The 14,920-nt window shown below is 71.6% G+C and carries 17 protein-coding genes; 11 read left to right on the top strand and 6 right to left on the bottom strand.

All coding sequences use genetic code 11. The features are described 5' to 3' along the window. Positions 1–11: 11 nt before the first annotated feature. Both sucB and G514_RS0111405 read left to right on the top strand, forming a co-directional pair. Positions 12–2,009, top strand: coding sequence for a 2-oxoglutarate dehydrogenase, E2 component, dihydrolipoamide succinyltransferase (gene sucB, locus G514_RS0111410; protein ID WP_028651848.1), 1,998 nt, complete (start codon positions 12–14; stop codon positions 2,007–2,009). Between the two features lie 24 nt (positions 2,010–2,033). Next, complete coding sequence (locus G514_RS0111405) at positions 2,034–2,945, top strand: TIGR01777 family oxidoreductase (RefSeq protein WP_028651847.1); 912 nt, start codon at positions 2,034–2,036, stop codon at positions 2,943–2,945. 58 nt (positions 2,946–3,003) lie between these two features. Here G514_RS0111405 and G514_RS26310 read toward each other — a convergent pair whose 3' ends face one another. Continuing rightward, positions 3,004–3,537: a hypothetical protein gene (locus G514_RS26310; RefSeq protein WP_157544751.1), complete on the bottom strand. Its 534-nt coding sequence runs from the start codon at positions 3,535–3,537 to the stop codon at positions 3,004–3,006. Between the two features lie 64 nt (positions 3,538–3,601). On the opposite strand from G514_RS26310, the gene G514_RS0111395 reads away from it, so the two are divergent. From G514_RS0111395 to G514_RS0111380, 4 genes are read left to right on the top strand one after another with little or no spacing between them, the layout of a single operon-like run. Further along, positions 3,602–4,474: an alpha/beta hydrolase-fold protein gene (locus tag G514_RS0111395; RefSeq protein ID WP_169576410.1), complete on the top strand. Its 873-nt coding sequence runs from the start codon at positions 3,602–3,604 to the stop codon at positions 4,472–4,474. Positions 4,475–4,526: 52 nt separating this feature from the next. After that, entirely contained in the window at positions 4,527–5,258 is a 732-nt protein-coding gene (gene lipB / locus G514_RS0111390; RefSeq protein WP_028651845.1) for a lipoyl(octanoyl) transferase LipB, read from the top strand. A 9-nt stretch (positions 5,259–5,267) separates the two neighbouring features. After that, positions 5,268–6,188 (top strand): ABC transporter ATP-binding protein, encoded by a 921-nt coding sequence (locus G514_RS0111385; RefSeq protein WP_028651844.1) that lies wholly within the window; start codon positions 5,268–5,270, stop codon positions 6,186–6,188. Next, positions 6,185–7,147, top strand: coding sequence for an ABC transporter permease (locus G514_RS0111380; RefSeq protein WP_028651843.1), 963 nt, complete (start codon positions 6,185–6,187; stop codon positions 7,145–7,147). Before G514_RS0111385 ends, G514_RS0111380 begins: the two co-directional genes overlap by 4 nt. 4 nt (positions 7,148–7,151) lie before the next feature. On the opposite strand, the gene G514_RS0111375 is transcribed toward G514_RS0111380, so the two are convergent. Together G514_RS0111375 and G514_RS0111370 are read right to left on the bottom strand one after the other, a co-directional pair. Beyond that, a complete protein-coding gene (locus G514_RS0111375) occupies positions 7,152–7,658 on the bottom strand; it encodes an SRPBCC family protein (protein WP_028651842.1) in 507 nt (168 codons plus the stop codon). Continuing rightward, positions 7,655–8,011: an ArsR/SmtB family transcription factor gene (locus G514_RS0111370; protein WP_028651841.1), complete on the bottom strand. Its 357-nt coding sequence runs from the start codon at positions 8,009–8,011 to the stop codon at positions 7,655–7,657. The genes G514_RS0111375 and G514_RS0111370 overlap by 4 nt, the downstream gene beginning before the upstream one ends. Before the next feature lie 161 nt (positions 8,012–8,172). Here G514_RS0111370 and lipA point away from each other — a divergent pair, with 161 nt between their 5' ends. From lipA to G514_RS0111355, 3 genes are read left to right on the top strand one after another with little or no spacing between them, the layout of a single operon-like run. After that, positions 8,173–9,108, top strand: a complete 936-nt coding sequence (lipA, locus tag G514_RS0111365) for a lipoyl synthase (protein ID WP_028651840.1) — start codon at positions 8,173–8,175, stop codon at positions 9,106–9,108. 36 nt (positions 9,109–9,144) lie between these two features. Beyond that, on the top strand, positions 9,145–9,861 hold the full coding sequence (locus tag G514_RS0111360; protein WP_028651839.1) for a DUF4191 domain-containing protein: 717 nt from the start codon (positions 9,145–9,147) through the stop codon (positions 9,859–9,861). A gap of 7 nt (positions 9,862–9,868) precedes the next feature. Then, complete coding sequence (locus G514_RS0111355) at positions 9,869–10,792, top strand: Gfo/Idh/MocA family protein (RefSeq protein ID WP_169576408.1); 924 nt, start codon at positions 9,869–9,871, stop codon at positions 10,790–10,792. Positions 10,793–11,031: 239 nt separating this feature from the next. Here G514_RS0111355 and G514_RS26305 read toward each other — a convergent pair whose 3' ends face one another. Further along, entirely contained in the window at positions 11,032–11,430 is a 399-nt protein-coding gene (locus G514_RS26305) for an RDD family protein (protein ID WP_036564603.1), read from the bottom strand. 255 nt (positions 11,431–11,685) lie between these two features. Here G514_RS26305 and glnA point away from each other — a divergent pair, with 255 nt between their 5' ends. Beyond that, complete coding sequence (gene glnA / locus G514_RS0111345; RefSeq protein ID WP_028651837.1) at positions 11,686–13,104, top strand: type I glutamate--ammonia ligase; 1,419 nt, start codon at positions 11,686–11,688, stop codon at positions 13,102–13,104. Positions 13,105–13,257: 153 nt separating this feature from the next. Here the strand turns inward: glnA and G514_RS0111340 are convergent, their stop codons facing one another. Continuing rightward, positions 13,258–14,190: an SDR family NAD(P)-dependent oxidoreductase gene (locus G514_RS0111340; protein ID WP_028651836.1), complete on the bottom strand. Its 933-nt coding sequence runs from the start codon at positions 14,188–14,190 to the stop codon at positions 13,258–13,260. After that, entirely contained in the window at positions 14,187–14,375 is a 189-nt protein-coding gene (locus G514_RS30680) for a hypothetical protein (RefSeq protein WP_169576406.1), read from the bottom strand. The genes G514_RS0111340 and G514_RS30680 overlap by 4 nt, the downstream gene beginning before the upstream one ends. 220 nt (positions 14,376–14,595) lie before the next feature. On the opposite strand from G514_RS30680, the gene G514_RS26300 reads away from it, so the two are divergent. Continuing rightward, positions 14,596–14,907 carry an alpha/beta fold hydrolase gene (locus tag G514_RS26300; RefSeq protein WP_028651835.1) on the top strand — a complete coding sequence of 104 codons (312 nt, stop codon included), beginning with the start codon at positions 14,596–14,598 and terminating at the stop codon, positions 14,905–14,907. Positions 14,908–14,920 lie beyond the last annotated feature (13 nt).

Genomic DNA, 14,920 nt, shown 5'->3' with positions numbered 1-14,920 from the left:
GAAGGAGCTCCATGGCCACCGAAGTCAACCTCCCGGCGCTGGGCGAGTCCGTCACGGAGGGCACGGTCACCCGCTGGCTCAAGCAGGTCGGTGACCAGGTCGCCGTCGACGAGCCGCTGCTGGAGGTCTCGACCGACAAGGTCGACACCGAGATCCCGTCCCCCGTGGCCGGCACGCTGCTCGAGATCAAGGCCAACGAGGACGACACCGTCGAGGTGGGTGCCGTGCTCGGCGTCATCGGCGACGAGGGCGAGGACGCCGGCGACGCGTCCGACTCCGCCGAGCCCGAGGCGCAGCCCAAGGACGAGGAGAACACCGAGAAGAAGGCCGAGCAGGAGGAGGAGGTCGCCGAGGAGACCGGCGACCTGCCTCCCGGCGACGAGACCCCCGAGGCGGAGAAGGACGACTCGTCCGACTCGTCCGATTCGTCCGACGCCGCCTCCGAGTCGCAGGACACAGGCGGCAGCGCAGACGACTCGTCCGGTGGCGGCGGCGGCGGTGGCGAGTCCACGGCCGTGAAGCTGCCCGAGCTCGGCGAGTCGGTGACCGAGGGCACCGTGACGCGGTGGCTCAAGCAGGTCGGCGACGAGGTCGCCGTCGACGAGCCGCTGCTGGAGGTCTCGACCGACAAGGTCGACACCGAGATCCCCTCCCCCGTGGCCGGCACCCTGCTCGAGATCAAGGTCTCCGAGGACGAGACCGTCGAGGTCGGCTCCGAGCTGGCCCTGATCGGGTCGGGTCGGCCGTCGGGCGGTGGCAGCGGCGGCAGCGATGAGGGCGGCGGCGAGAGCGCCGACGCCGGGGACAGCGAGAGCGCCGAGGGCGGCGACGACACCGGCGGCGGTGGCGAGGACAAGGCCCAGGAGCGCGCCGAGGCCCAGGCCGAGGAGGTCGAGTCCGAGCCGGAGCCCGAGAATGAGCCCGAGCCCGAGGCGAAGCAGGAGCCCGAGCCCGAGGAGAAGCCCGCGCCGGAGCCGGAGCCCGAGAAGAAGCCCGAGCCCGAGGCGAAGCAGGAGCCCGACGCGCCCGCCCCGTCGTCCGGCGGGTCCGAGGACGGCGCGGGCTACGTCACCCCGCTGGTCCGCAAGCTCGCCGCCCAGCACGACGTCGACCTGTCGAAGGTGACGGGGTCGGGGGTGGGTGGCCGGATCCGCAAGCAGGACGTCCTCGAGGCGGCACGCCAGGCCGAGGAGGCGCAGCAGTCCTCCCAGCAGGTGGCCCAGCCGGCGGCCGCGAGCACCACGGCCGGTCCGGGTGTGGCTCCCGCGGCCAAGGCGCCGTCCATCACGCCGGACAGCCGGCGGGGCACCACCGAGAAGATCAGCCGGCTGCGCAAGATCATCGCCGAGCGGATGATCGACTCGTTGCAGACCTCGGCCCAGCTCACCCAGGTGATCGAGGTCGACGTCACGAACATCGCGCGCCTGCGCGACTCGGTGAAGAACGACTTCCTGGCGCGCGAGGGCGTGAAGCTGACCTACCTGCCCTTCTTCGCCAAGGCGGCGATCGACGCCCTCAAGGAGCACCCGAAGCTCAACGCGACGATCGACACCGAGGCCGGTGAGATCACCTACTACGACCGCGAGAACCTCGCGTTCGCGGTGGACACCGAGAAGGGCCTGATCACGCCGGTCGTCCGCGACGCGGGTGACCTGTCGATCTCGGGCCTGGCCAAGAAGATCGCGGACGTCGCCGAGCGCACGCGCACCAACAAGATCGGTCCCGACGAGCTGTCGGGCGGCACGTTCACGATCACCAACCTCGGCAGCGTCGGCGCACTCTTCGACACGCCGATCATCAACAAGCCGCAGGTGGCGATCCTCGGTCCGGGCGCGGTGGTCAAGCGGCCGGTCGTGATCGACGACCCGAACCTCGGCGAGACGATCGCGGTGCGCTACATGGTCTACCTGGCGCTCACCTACGACCACCGGCTGGTCGACGGTGCCGATGCGGGCCGCTTCCTGCAGGACGTGAAGCAGCGGCTCGAGGCGGGCGCGTTCGAGGTATGAGCGCGGTCGACTCGGCGTGACCCGGTGACCAACGTCCTGCTCGCCGGGGCGAACGGCTTCCTCGGGACCCACCTGCGGGAGGCCCTGCTCGCGCGCGGGCACGAGGTGGTGTCGCTGACCCGGTCGGCCCCGCGCCGGCCTGACCAGTCGGCCTGGGACCCGTACGCCGGCACGCTCGACCACGCCCTCGTGGAGGCGGCCGACGTCGTCGTCAACCTCGCGGGCTCCCCCACGGTGGGCAACCCGCACTCGTCGACGTGGTCGGCCGAGCTCCGCCGCAGCCGGGTCACCACGACCCGGGTCCTCGCGGAGGCGATCGCCGCCTCGGACCGCCGCCCGGCGTTCCTCGCCGGCAACGGCATCTCCTTCTACGGCGACCACCGCGACCAGGGCGACCCCGTCCTCGACGAGCACGCCGACAGCCGCGGCGACGCGCTGCTGACGTCGGTCGCGCGCGAGTGGCAGGCGGCCGCCGCGCCGGCGGCCGACGCCGGCGCCCGGGTCTGCGTGCTGCGGACGGCGCCGGTGATGGACCGGCGCAGCGAGCCCCTCAAGCAGCTGCGGCTGCTGTTCAGGGCCGGTCTCGGCGCACGGCTGGGTGACGGTCGCCAGCGGATGCCGATGATCTCGCTGCGCGACTGGGTCGGAGCCGCGGTGCACCTCGCGGAGCACGAGTCCGCCTCGGGCGCGTTCAACCTGTGCTGCGTGCGGACGCCGACCAACGCCGAGTTCACCAAGGCGCTGGCGGGCCTGCTGCACCGGCCGGCGTTCGTGACGGTGCCGAGGTTCGCGCTGAAGGCCGGGGCCGGCCAGATGGCGCCCGAGCTCCTCGGCTCGCTCAACGTCGTGCCGGCCGCGCTGCTCGCCTCGGGCTACGAGTTCCACGACCCCGACGTCGACGCGGTGCTCCGGGCGGGCCTGGCCGCGCTGGACTGAGCGCGGGCCGAGTCCCACGGCGGCCGCGGGGGTTTCGAGACGGGCGCTGCGCGCCCTCTCAACCAGCGGTGGCTCGCACGGCGGCGACCCGCCAAGCGCCTGCCACGACGCGGAACCGGACGACGCGGGTGGTCGGCTCGTCGCCCGGCAGCGATCGGCGTACGCCGGGACCCGTCGCCACGCCGCCCACGAGGCGGTCGGTCACCAGCAGCCGCCACGTGGACCTCGTCCGCGACAGCTCGCGGACCGCGAGCAGCTGGGTGCGCAGCCCGCGGACCCTCAGCCCGCGGTCGAGCCACGACCGCAGCATCGCGCGGTCACGGCGGCCGGCCACGGAGGGTGCGGTGTAGAGCGCCGCCAGCGCGGCGAGGTCGCCACGAGCCCAGGCGTCGACGCGCTGGGCGTCCCAGCTCGAGACGAGCACGACGGGCGGTGGTGCGGCGGGCGCCTGCGCTGCGGGGGCTTCGAGGCTCGTCGCCGGCGCTCCTCGCACCTCAGCCACCGTCATCGCCGGCGCTTCCGCGGCGGCGGGGGCTGCCGACGTCGCGAAGACGGCAACAAGCAGCACCGCGAGGAGCGTCTTCCGAGACATGACCACAGGTCTACCGCGACGCGGCGTCGCTCCGCGGCGCTCGTCCACAGGCAGACTGACCCGCGTGCCGAGCCGTCGCAGCGTCCTGCTCGGCGGGGCAGGAGCCGTGGTGGCGGGCGTGGCCGGTGCGGGTCTGGGCGTGGAGAAGGACGTGCTGCCGGGCCGGACGTTCGCCTACGAGCACCTCGGGCTCAACGGCGCGGACGGCGTCGTGCCCGACGTCGAGCCGGGCCGCGTCGAGAGCGGCACCTTCGGCTCCGCGGCGCGGGGTCGCGAGGTCGGCTACGAGATTGTCTTCCCACCGGGCGAGGACGACCCGCTGCTGCCGCTCGTCGTCGCCCTGCACTGGCTCGGCGCCGACGCCGCGAGGCTGACGAGCGGTCAGCTCGGGCTCGACCGCTTCCTGGCCCAGCACGTGGCCGACGGCGGGGCGCCGTTCGTCATCGCGGCGGTCGACGGCGGGCGCGGCTACTGGCACCCGCATGACGGGGACGACGCCGGCGCCATGGTGCTCGACGAGCTCATCCCGCTGCTCCACGACCGGGGGCACGAGACCGCACGGGTCGGCTGGCTCGGCTGGTCGATGGGCGGCTACGGCGCGCTCCGCCTGGCCGGGCTCCGCGGCGCCGCCGCGACCAGCGCAGTGGCGGTGGCGAGCCCCGCCCTGTGGCGCGAGGCCGGCGAGTCGTCGCGCGACGGGTTCGACGACGCCGACGACTACCGCGCGTACTCCGCCTTCGGCCGGGAGGACGAGCTCGACGGCATCCCCGTGCGCATCGACATCGGTCGCGGCGACCCGTTCTACTTCGAGGTCGAGGCGTACGCCGGCGGGCTGGCCGGCGACGCCGAGCTCCACGTCGAGCGCGGTGGGCACACGCCCGGCTACTGGCGCCGGGTGCTGCCGGCCCAGCTGGCCTGGCTCGGCGTACGCGTCTAGCGACCTCGGCGCTCGTGACCGTCACCTACGGCCCGCGGGTAGGCTCCTCAACGTGGCAGCACCGGTCTTCGAGGTCGTCGGCACCGGCTCCGGGGCCGTGGACTACCTCGACGCCTGGGAGCTCCAGCGCCGAGTGCACGCCGAGGTCGTGGCCGGCGAGCGGCCCGACAGGGTGCTGCTCCTCGAGCACCCGCCGACCTACACCGCGGGCAAGCGCACCGAGCCGCACGAGCGGCCCGCCGACAGCGGGGGCGCGCCGGTCATCGAGGTCGACCGCGGCGGCAAGATCACCTTCCACGGCCCCGGCCAGCTGGTGGCCTACCCCATCGTCCGCCTGCCCGAGCACGTGCTCGTGGTCGACTTCGTGCGCCGGCTCGAGGAGGCGATGATCGCCACCTGCGCCGACTTCGGGGTCGCGACCGCGCGGGTGCCCGGGCGCAGCGGCGTCTGGCTCCGCGCCGACAGCGCGGCCGGGCGGCCCGAGCGCAAGGTCGGCGCGATCGGGCTGCGGGTCGCCCAGGGGGTGACCATGCACGGCATCGCGCTCAACTGCGACGTCGACCTCGGGTGGTACGACCGGTTCGTCCCCTGCGGCATCGCCGACGCCGGCGTGACCACGCTGAGCCTCGAGACCGGGCGGGCCATCGGCGTGCCCGAGGTGCTGCCCGTCCTGCAGGCACGGCTCGCCGAGCTGCTCGCGTGGGCGCCGTACGCCGCAACCCCCGACTACGAGCCGCGTCCCGACCCGGCACGGCAACCACGCATCGAGCTCGTCCGACCGTAGCCTCGCGGCGTGGCCGAGCCCGTCGTCGAGATCCGCGGGCTCCGCAAGGAGTATGCCGGCCGCAAGGGCCACCAGGTCGCCGACCTCGACCTCACCGTCCCCGAGGGCGAGGTGCACGGGTTCCTCGGCCCCAACGGGTCCGGCAAGACCACCACGATCCGGATGCTGCTCGGCCTGGCCGCGGCGACCCGCGGGTCGATGTCGCTGTTCGGGGTGCCGGTGCCATCGCGCCTCCCCGAGGTCGTCGGCCGGGTCGGGGCGGTCGTCGAGTCACCGAAGTTCTCGCCCAGCTTCACCGGCCGCCAGAACCTCCTGCTGCTCGCCCGCTCGGTCGGCGTACCGGACGCGCGCGTCGACGCCGCGATCGAGACCGTCGGGCTGCGCGGCCGGGAGCAGGGCCGCTACAAGACCTACTCGCTGGGCATGAAGCAGCGGCTCGCGATCGCGGCCACGCTGCTCAAGGACCCGAGACTGCTGATCCTCGACGAGCCCACCAACGGTCTCGACCCCGCCGGCATCCGCGAGGTGCGCGAGGTGATCCGCGGGCTGGGCGAGGCCGGCGTGACGGTGCTGCTGAGCTCGCACATCCTGGCGGAGGTGCAGCAGGTCTGCACGACCGCCACGATCATCGGCAACGGGCGCACGCTGGCCACCGGCTCCGTCGCGAGCCTGATCGGCGCGTCCACGAGCCACCGGGTGGTCGCGCCCGACCTCGCGGCGGCGCGTACGGCGCTCGCCGCGGCCGGCCTGTCCGCGACCGAGGACGACGCCGACGGCCTGCTCGTGGCCACGGAGCAGCCCGGCGAGATCACCCGCGCGCTCGGCGAGGCCGGGGTCTGGCTCACCGAGCTCAGCCCGATCGGCGGCGACCTCGAGTCGACGTTCCTCTCGCTCACCGAGCGCGACCGGATGGGCGGGACCGAGCGATGAAGCGGCTCGTGGGGGTCGAGCTGACCCGGCTGCGCTGGCGCCGCGCGGCCGTCGTGCTGATGGTGCTGGGCGCGCTGGCGGCCGCCGCCATCTTCATCGGGACCGTCGTCACCACGAGCGAGCAGTCGCTCGACGACCTGGTCGACGACTACGGCAGCGTGGTCACCGACGAGTACGACGACTGCCTCGAGCACCCCCGGCGCCACGGCGTCCTCGACGACACGCTGCCGGACGACGAGCTCGCGACCGCCTGCGAGCGGCAGATCGCCCTCGGCTGGGGGCACGACGACCTCGACCTCGGCGAGCAGCGCGAGGGCAGCGGCGTGGCGGTGGTCGTGCTGCTCACCCTGGCGCTGCTGCTGGCCGGGACGACGTTCGCCGGCCACGACTGGAACACCGGCTCGATGGCCAACCAGCTGCTCTTCGAGCCCCGGCGGGCGCGGGTGTGGGGCGCCAAGCTCGCCGCCGTCGTCGTCGCGGGTGGGGCCGTCGCGCTCGCCGTGCTGCTGGCCTACTGGACCGGGCTGTACGCCGTCGCGTCGGGCCGCGACCTGCCGATCCCCGAGCACGCCGTCTCGGCGGCGTACAAGCAGGCGGTGCTCGGCGCGGTCCTCGTGGCGGGCGCCACGGGCTTCGGCTACGCGCTCACCATGCTGCTGCGCAGCACCGTCGGGACGCTCGGGCTGCTGTTCGGGTCCGGCCTCGTCGGGGTCGTGATCACGCAGGCGCTGGGGTTCGTGGAGGCCGAGCGGGTGATGCCGTGGGGCAACTTCACGGCGTTCGTCGTCGGGAGCTATCGCTACTACGACTACGACGGGTGCTTCGCCACCGGCTACGAGGCGGGGTGCGACGCCGCCGTCGTCCTGCACCGCAGCGACGGCTCGGTCTACTTCCTGGTGGTGCTCCTCGTGGTGGGGGCGCTGTCACTGCTGTCGTTCCGGCGCCGCGACGTGCCGTGAGGGCTCACGCCCGGTCGACCTGGTCGGTGTAGTGCGCCGAGGTCGCCGGGTAGTAGTCGCGCTCGAAGTCGCGCCGTGCCGGGTCGGCCCCGGTCTCGACGTCGACGAGCCTGTCGAGGTAGTAGTCCCAGCCGGGGCCGACGCCGCCCAGCTGCTCCGCCGACACCCCGGGCTGGCTGAAGGTGAGCGTGGTGACGCCGTCGGCGTGGGTGAGGTCGAGCTCCAGCAGCCACACGTCGTCGCCTGCGTGGGAGGTGAGGTGGAGCCGGTGCGGGGGCTCGCAGACCCGGATCGTCATCGTCTCCGCCTCGTGGTCCTCGCCCTCGAAGAGCATCCGGAACTCCACGCTCCCCTCCGTCGGGTCACCGGTCCAGGAGCCGATCCACCGGGCCAGCCGGTCGGGCTCGGTCACCGCTGCCCAGACGTCCTCGACGGGAGCCCTGAACTCGCGGGTCTGGATCAGCACGTGCTGCCCGTCGCGCTGCTCGATCCGGCCGGTGGGGGTGGTCATGCGGTCTCCTCTGTGCTGGCGGGTGAGGTTGCGGTACGGCGGTCGCGACCGGTGCGGCGGACCTCGGTCTCGAGGGCGTCGAGGGCCTGGGCGCCGATCGGGCGCGTGGCCAGCGCGGCGACGTACGACGCGACGGGGGCGAGCGACGTCCGGTCCAGCGCGTAGTAGCGCTCCCGCCCCTCCTCGCGCACGGTCACCGCGCCGGCGTCGAGGAGCAGCCGCAGGTGCTTGCTGACCGCCGGCCGGGTGATCGGGCGGCCCGCAGCGAGGTCGACGACCCGGCGCGGCTCGCCGGCCAGTTCGGCCAGCAGCTCGCGCCGCGTCGGGTCGGCCAGCGCCCCGAAGATGTCCATGGGTGATAGGTAACCATACGGCTACCAATGCGGCAAGGGTCGGGCTCGCGCGTTCGCCGTCGAGTGACCCCATACGACGCTCGTCCGGGCTCCGGGAGCGCCATTTGGGGTCACTCGACGCGAACGGGCGTGAGGTGGGTCACCGGCGTAGGGTTGAGCCCGTGACTCTGGCTCCCGAAGGCCGCAAGCTGCTCCGTCTCGAGGTCCGCAACGCCGAGACGCCGATCGAGCGCAAGCCGGAGTGGATCAAGACCCGGGCGAAGATGGGCCCGGCCTACACCGAGCTCCACTCGCTGGTGAAGTCCGAGGGCCTCCACACGGTCTGCCAGGAGGCGGGCTGCCCCAACATCTTCGAGTGCTGGGAGGACCGCGAGGCGACGTTCCTCATCGGCGGCGACCAGTGCACCCGGCGCTGCGACTTCTGCCAGATCGACACCGGCAAGCCGCAGCCGCTCGACCGCGACGAGCCCCGCCGGGTCGCCGAGTCGGTCCAGAAGATGGAGCTGCGCTACGCCACCATCACGGGCGTCGCCCGCGACGACCTCGAGGACGGCGGGGCGTGGCTGTACGCCGAGACCGTCCGCGCGATCCACGAGCTCAACCCCGGCACCGGTGTCGAGAACCTCATCCCCGACTTCAACGGCCGGCCCGAGCTGCTGCGCGAGGTGTTCGAGAGCCGGCCCGAGGTGCTGGCACACAACGTCGAGACCGTGCCGCGGATCTTCAAGCGGATCCGGCCGGCGTTCCGCTACGAGCGCTCGCTCGACGTGCTGACCCAGGCCCGCGACTTCGGGCTGGTCACCAAGTCCAACCTCATCCTCGGCATGGGCGAGACCCGCGAGGAGGTCAGCCAGGCGCTGCGCGACCTGCACGCGGCCGGCACCGAGCTGATCACGATCACGCAGTACCTCCGCCCGTCCGTGCGCCACCACCCGGTCGAGCGGTGGGTCAAGCCGGAGGAGTTCGTCGAGCTGGCCGCCGAGGCCGAGGGGATCGGGTTCTCCGGGGTGCTCTCGGGGCCGCTGGTGCGTTCGTCCTACCGCGCCGGGCGGCTGTACCGTCAGGCCATGGACGCCCGCCACGGCGCCTCCGCCTGAGCGCACGCCGCCTGACCAACGCACCGAGAGAGACCGATGTCGAACACCAAGGCCGAGCCGGAGAAGTCCGGCCGGATCCAGCAGTTCCGCCAGACCTACCAGCTGACCAAGAAGACCGATCCCCGGATCGGGCTGTGGCTGCTCGGTGCGTTCCTGATCGTCGGCGCGCTCGGCTTCGTCGTGTTCTTCTTCCTGCTGCCGGGCGACGGCCTGCTCCACACCGTCATGGCGGTCATCGGCGCGGTGCTGTTCGGCACGCTCGCCGTGCTGATCATCTTCGGCCGGCGCGCCCAGCGCTCGGCGTACGCCCAGATGGAGGGGCAGCGCGGTGCGGCCGGCGCGGCGCTGCGGATGCTGCGCCGGGGGTGGAAGACCTACGACGAGCCGGTCGCGGTGACCAAGCAGACCGACGTCGTCTACCGCGTCGTCGGCCCGCCCGGCATCGTGCTGATCGGCGAGGGCAACCACCACCGGCTGCGCCAGCTGATGGCCACCGAGCGCCGCAAGCACGAGCGGGTGGCCGCCGAGACCCCGATCCACGAGGTGATCTGCGGCAACGGCGAGGGTGAGGTGCCGCTGCCCAAGCTGGTGCGGACGGTCCAGAAGCTCGGCCGTGAGGTCAAGCCGGCCGAGATGACCGACATCCTCAACCGGCTCAAGGCGCTCGACGCCAACCGGTCGGCGATCCCGATGCCGAAGGGGCCCATCCCCACGAGCATGAAGGGCATGCGCGGCAACCTGCGTGGTCGCTGAGGAGCCGGTGACGCGCGTCCTCCTGGCGGGGCTGGGCCGCATCGCCCGCACCCACCTCGCGGTCCTCGACCGCATCGCCTCGACGACGGTCGTGGCGGGGGTCGACCCCGCGCCGGCGTACGCCGTGGACGTCCCGGTCGTCGCGTCGCTCGCGGAGGGGCTGGCCCTCGACCCCGACCTGGTCGTCCTGGCGACGCCGACGTCCACGCACGCGGCGCTGGCCGCCGAGGTCCTCGCCACCTCCCCCGCGACGGTGCTCTCGGAGAAGCCGCTGGCGCAGACCTCCGCCGAGATCGCGCCGCTGGAGGCGCACGCGGCGCGGCTCAAGGTCGCCCACCACTTCGCTTTTTCCCCCGAGGTCGAGTGGGCCGCGGCGTACGTCGCGTCACGACCCGAGCTCGGACCGCCCACCCGCGTCGTCGCGATGTCGACCGACGCCTACGGCTCGCTCGGCGACTCCCAGCGCGCCAGCCTGGTGTCGAGCTTCGTCGACTCCGCGCCCAACCAGCTCAGCGTGGCCTCGGCCTTCACCTCCGGGTGGTCGGTGACCTCGCACGCCGACCGCGGCGACCGGGCCGTCACCGTCCTCGCGCACGACGGAGGCGAGACCTACCTGTCGTCGAGCTGGCTGGCCGGCGACAGCAGCAAGCACACGACGCTGGAGTTCCGCGGTGGTGAGGTCGAGGTCAAGATCGAGCACTCGTCGATGACCGTCCTGGTCATCGAGCGCGGCCGGGTCGTCGCGCACGCGGCGTACGCCGACACGGTCGAGCGCAAGCAGGCGCACTACCTCGGGCTCTACGACGCCCTCCTGCACCGCCCCGATGACCCCCGGCTCGGCGTGGGCCTCGCCCTGCGGATCGCCCGCCTGCTCGAGGAGGCCGCCGCGCTTCCCGCGGCAGACGTCGCGTGGCGTGAGGTCACGGCGTAGCGGACCCGCCGGTCCCTGACCCCGGAGCCACGACTGTGCAGCAAATGAGCCCCGCCAGCGGCCAATTGCTGCACAGTCCCGCACGCGACAGGCCATCCGCGGATCTGCACCACATCTGACACCTGTGGCGTGTCGGATGTGGCACAAACCTACGCACTGACCGGGGCGAGCCTGTTTCCCGACAGTGCAGCAAATGGTCGGCCATGCGGCCCGGTTGCTGCACTGTCGGCGGACCGGAGTCAGCCCTTGCCGGCCAAGGACCGGTAGGTCTCGAGCGTGACGACCGCGCTGCCGGCGGCCAGGTCGTGCAGGCCCCGGCCGTCGGGGCGGTAGACCAGCGGCGGGATCACCAGCGCGATCAGGACCTGGCGCACCAGCGCCAGGTGGGGCGGGATGGGCCGCGGGTCGCCGTTCTCGCGCACGACGCGGAGCCGGGTCGCGACCTGGCCGAACGAGCCGCCGCTCAGGGCGGTGAACAGCGCCGACTCGAGCACGAACACGCCGAGCACGTAGAAGCCGGACTCCTGGTCGCCGGCCCACTGGTCGATGCCGCCGAGCGCGAAGATCACCACGAGCGTCGAGGCGAACCAGTCGACGACCAGCGCCAGGATGCGGCGGGCCCAGGTCGCTGTCTCCACTGGACCACCCTCTCAGGACGGGATCGGGCGCCTCCGGGTGCGGGGGCAACTCACCGTTCGGTGCGCTTTCCTGCCGTTGTGCCGGGGTGGAAGCAGACCGAACGGTGAGTTACCCCGCGCGGGTCGGCGTCCGACCCGCGCGGGTCGGCGTACGCCCGCCGAGCACCTGTTACACGCCCGAAACAATCGCGATACGGTCGAGAAACTGCCCGTGCATACGTTGCGCAGGACCTCAGTGAAGCCAAGGAGACCTGCATGTTCCAGAACAGCGACGAGCTGCTCAAGTTCGTCAAGGACGAGGGTGTCGAGTTCGTCGACGTCCGGTTCGTCGACCTGCCCGGCATCGAGCAGCACTTCACCGTCCCGGTGTCGTCGTTCGGCCAGGAGGTCTTCGACGACGGCCTGGCGTTCGACGGCTCGTCGATCCGCGGCTTCCAGGCCATCAACGAGTCCGACATGGCGCTGTTCCCCGACCCGACCACGGCGTTCGTCGACCCGTTCCGCACCAACAAGACGCTCAACCTCAGCTTCTTCATCCACGACCCGATCACCGGCGAGGCCTACAGCCGCGACCCGCGCAACATCGCGCGCAAGGCGCTGACCTACCTCGGCACGACCGGCATCGCCGACACGGCGTACTTCGCCCCCGAGGCTGAGTTCTACATCTTCGACTCGGTCCGCTACTCCACCGGCGCCAACGAGGGTTACTACCACATCGACTCCGTCGAGGGCTGGTGGAACTCAGGCGCCGAGGGCGACAACCGCGGCTACAAGACCCGCTTCAAGGGCGGCTACTTCCCGGTCGCGCCGTACGACCACTACGGCGACCTGCGCGACGAGATGGTCAAGAACCTCGAGGCGAGCGGCCTGCTCGTCGAGCGCGCCCACCACGAGGTCGGCACCGCTGGCCAGGCCGAGATCAACTACCGGTTCGACACGCTGCTCAAGGCCGCCGACGACGTGATGAAGTTCAAGTACCTCATCAAGAACACGGCCTGGGAGGCCGGCAAGTCGGTCACCTTCATGCCGAAGCCGATCTTCGGCGACAACGGCTCGGGCATGCACGTGCACCAGTCGCTCTGGAAGGACGGCGAGCCGCTCTTCTACGACGAGACCGGGTACGGCGGGCTGTCCGACGTGGCGCGCTGGTACATCGGCGGCATCCTCCAGCACGCCCCGGCGCTGCTGGCGTTCACCAACCCCTCGGTGAACTCCTACCACCGGCTGGTGCCGGGCTTCGAGGCCCCGATCTCGCTCGTCTACTCCTCCCGCAACCGCTCCGCATCGGTCCGGATCCCGATCACCGGCTCGAACCCGAAGGCCAAGCGCGTCGAGTGCCGGTTCCCCGACCCGTCTGCGAACCCCTTCCTCGCGTTCTCGGCCCTGATGCTCGCCGGCGTCGACGGCATCAAGAACAAGACCGAGCCGGCCGCCCCGATCGACAAGGACATCTACGAGCTCCCGCCGGACGAGATGGCCGAGATCGACCAGGTCCCGACCTCGCTCGGCGCCGTCCTCGACGCGCTCGAGGCCGACCACGAGTTCCTGACGGTCGGCAACGTCTTCACGCCCGACCTGATCGAGACCTGGATCGACTACAAGCGCCAGAACGAGATCGCGCCCGTGCAGCTGCGCCCGCACCCGCACGAGTTCGAGCTCTACTACGACCTGTGATCATTTCTGCACGATCTAGTCAGGTTCTCTCGAACAGCTCGAACCTGTTTCGCAGTCGATGAAGCCACGGCCGAATCGCGCAGGCTCTCCGCACCTCCGAACATCCTTTTAACTCCGGGGCGCTGCCGGGTAGGAACTCGACGGCGATACCCCTTAATCCAGGTCGCGCGAGGCGTAGAGCCACAGCCACTCCGCGGTGGCCTCGTCGAGCGCATGGGGAGCGACGCCGTGGCCACCGTCCGCCACGACCGCCGCTTCCTGGTTGTCCTCGAAGTAGCGCCCTGTGACCCCGGCGACTAGTGGTGAACCCGCGAGTAGGGCAGAGGTGGAGGCGCCTTGCGCCGGCGTCTTGTAGTAGTCCGGCTCAATGAGGTTCCCCTCTTCGTCCATCGCGCCCAGCGCGCGCATGGTGTCGTCGTCAACATGCCGTTGCAGGCCAGTGTTAATGAACCCCGGATTGAGGGCGTTGGCGACGATCCCGTCAGCGGCCCAACGTTGGCCAGCCCCGACCGCAAGCAGCACGTCGGCGGTCTTGGATTGACCGTACGCGGCCCACCGGTCGTAGGCTCGGTACTCGAACTGGAGGTCTTCTCTGTCGATTGGCGCATTGCGATGTGCGCCGGAGCTGACCACCACCAGGCGTGCCTCGCCGCGAACGGCGGCTGCGTGCGCGAGATGGCTGTGTAGGCCGCGCGCGAGAGCGAAGTGGCCAAGATAGTTCGTGGCGAGTTGCAGCTCCCAGCCCTCCGGGGTCACGCGCCGGGTGGGAATGGCCATGATGCCGGCGTTGGCGACGAGCGCGTCCAGAGGACGATTCCAGTGCTCGACCAGGCGGCGGACCGACTTCAGGTCCGCCAGGTCCAACTCCACCTGTCGGATCCTCGCAGTGCGGCCAACTTGAGTTGGCGAGGCGACGGGTTTGCGTACCGCGATGGTGACGTCTGCACCAGCATCCGCGAGCGCGTGGGCGGTCTCCCGCCCCAGGCCGGAGCTGCCGCCGGTGATCAGCACCGTACGTCCGGACAGATCGGTGCCTGTGAGCACCTCTGCGGCGGTCGCGCGGGCAGTGAAGGGAGTGGTGATCATCGGGTCTCCCCCCTTTCCTGGACGACTACAGCGTCGTGCAAACTGCGGAGCCGGGCGGCGTACGACCCAAGCTCCGGCTCGTCGGACCCGACCGGGTCCGCACTCGACTTGAGCCGCTCGATTTCGGCGTCGAGCTCGTGGTGCAGCCGTTCGGTGATTTCTCCCATGGCGCTTCCCTTCGTCACGAATCACTGCGTCGGCCCGGTCACCCCTGATGACCGCAGCGCGCCGCAGCGCGTGACACGAAAGGAAGCCCACATGGCCCCGATCCAGTACGCACGAACCGACGACCTCGACATCGCTACGTCACAGAAGGGCCCGCCGATGGGCCGCCGGTCGTGCTGCTACACGGCTACCCGTACGACGTGCACAGCTACGTCGACGTAGCTCCACGACTGGCCTCGCTTGGCTACCGGGTCGTGGTGCCGCATCTGCGGTCACGGCCCGACACGGTTTCGTGACAACGCGACCTCGCGGTCGGGTCAGCAGGCCGCGCTCGGCGTCGACCTGATCGGTCTGCTCGACGCGCTCGGCCTGCCCGAGGCCGTCCTGGCCGGCTACGACTTGGGCGGCAGGGGGGCGTGCGTGGTGGCGGCCCTATGGCCGGACCGAGTCACCGGCCTTGTCAGCGTCAACGGGTACCTCATCCAGGACGTTGCCGCGTCCGCGCACCCCATCAAGCCCGAACTGGAAGCCGGATACTGGTACTTCTACTAGCGACACCTTCGTC

This window comes from Nocardioides halotolerans DSM 19273, from assembly GCF_000422805.1.
In the GTDB taxonomy this organism is placed as follows: Bacteria; Actinomycetota; Actinomycetes; order Propionibacteriales; family Nocardioidaceae; genus Nocardioides; species Nocardioides halotolerans.
The sequence above is the reverse complement of the archived record's forward strand: the minus strand, read 5'-3'. Positions and strand labels throughout refer to the sequence as shown.

Excerpts from the sequence above, each read along its gene's own strand:
- G514_RS0111340 (WP_028651836.1), bottom strand. The coding sequence starts at position 14,190 with ATGATCACCACTCCCTTCACTGCCCGCGCGACCGCCGCAGAGGTGCTC.
- G514_RS0111375 (WP_028651842.1), bottom strand. The coding sequence starts at position 7,658 with ATGACCACCCCCACCGGCCGGATCGAGCAGCGCGACGGGCAGCACGTG.
- glnA (WP_028651837.1), top strand. The coding sequence starts at position 11,686 with ATGTTCCAGAACAGCGACGAGCTGCTCAAGTTCGTCAAGGACGAGGGT.
- G514_RS0111380 (WP_028651843.1), top strand. The coding sequence starts at position 6,185 with ATGAAGCGGCTCGTGGGGGTCGAGCTGACCCGGCTGCGCTGGCGCCGC.
- G514_RS0111360 (WP_028651839.1), top strand. The coding sequence starts at position 9,145 with ATGTCGAACACCAAGGCCGAGCCGGAGAAGTCCGGCCGGATCCAGCAG.
- sucB (WP_028651848.1), top strand. The coding sequence starts at position 12 with ATGGCCACCGAAGTCAACCTCCCGGCGCTGGGCGAGTCCGTCACGGAG.
- G514_RS26310 (WP_157544751.1), bottom strand. The coding sequence starts at position 3,537 with ATGTCTCGGAAGACGCTCCTCGCGGTGCTGCTTGTTGCCGTCTTCGCG.
- G514_RS0111370 (WP_028651841.1), bottom strand. The coding sequence starts at position 8,011 with ATGGACATCTTCGGGGCGCTGGCCGACCCGACGCGGCGCGAGCTGCTG.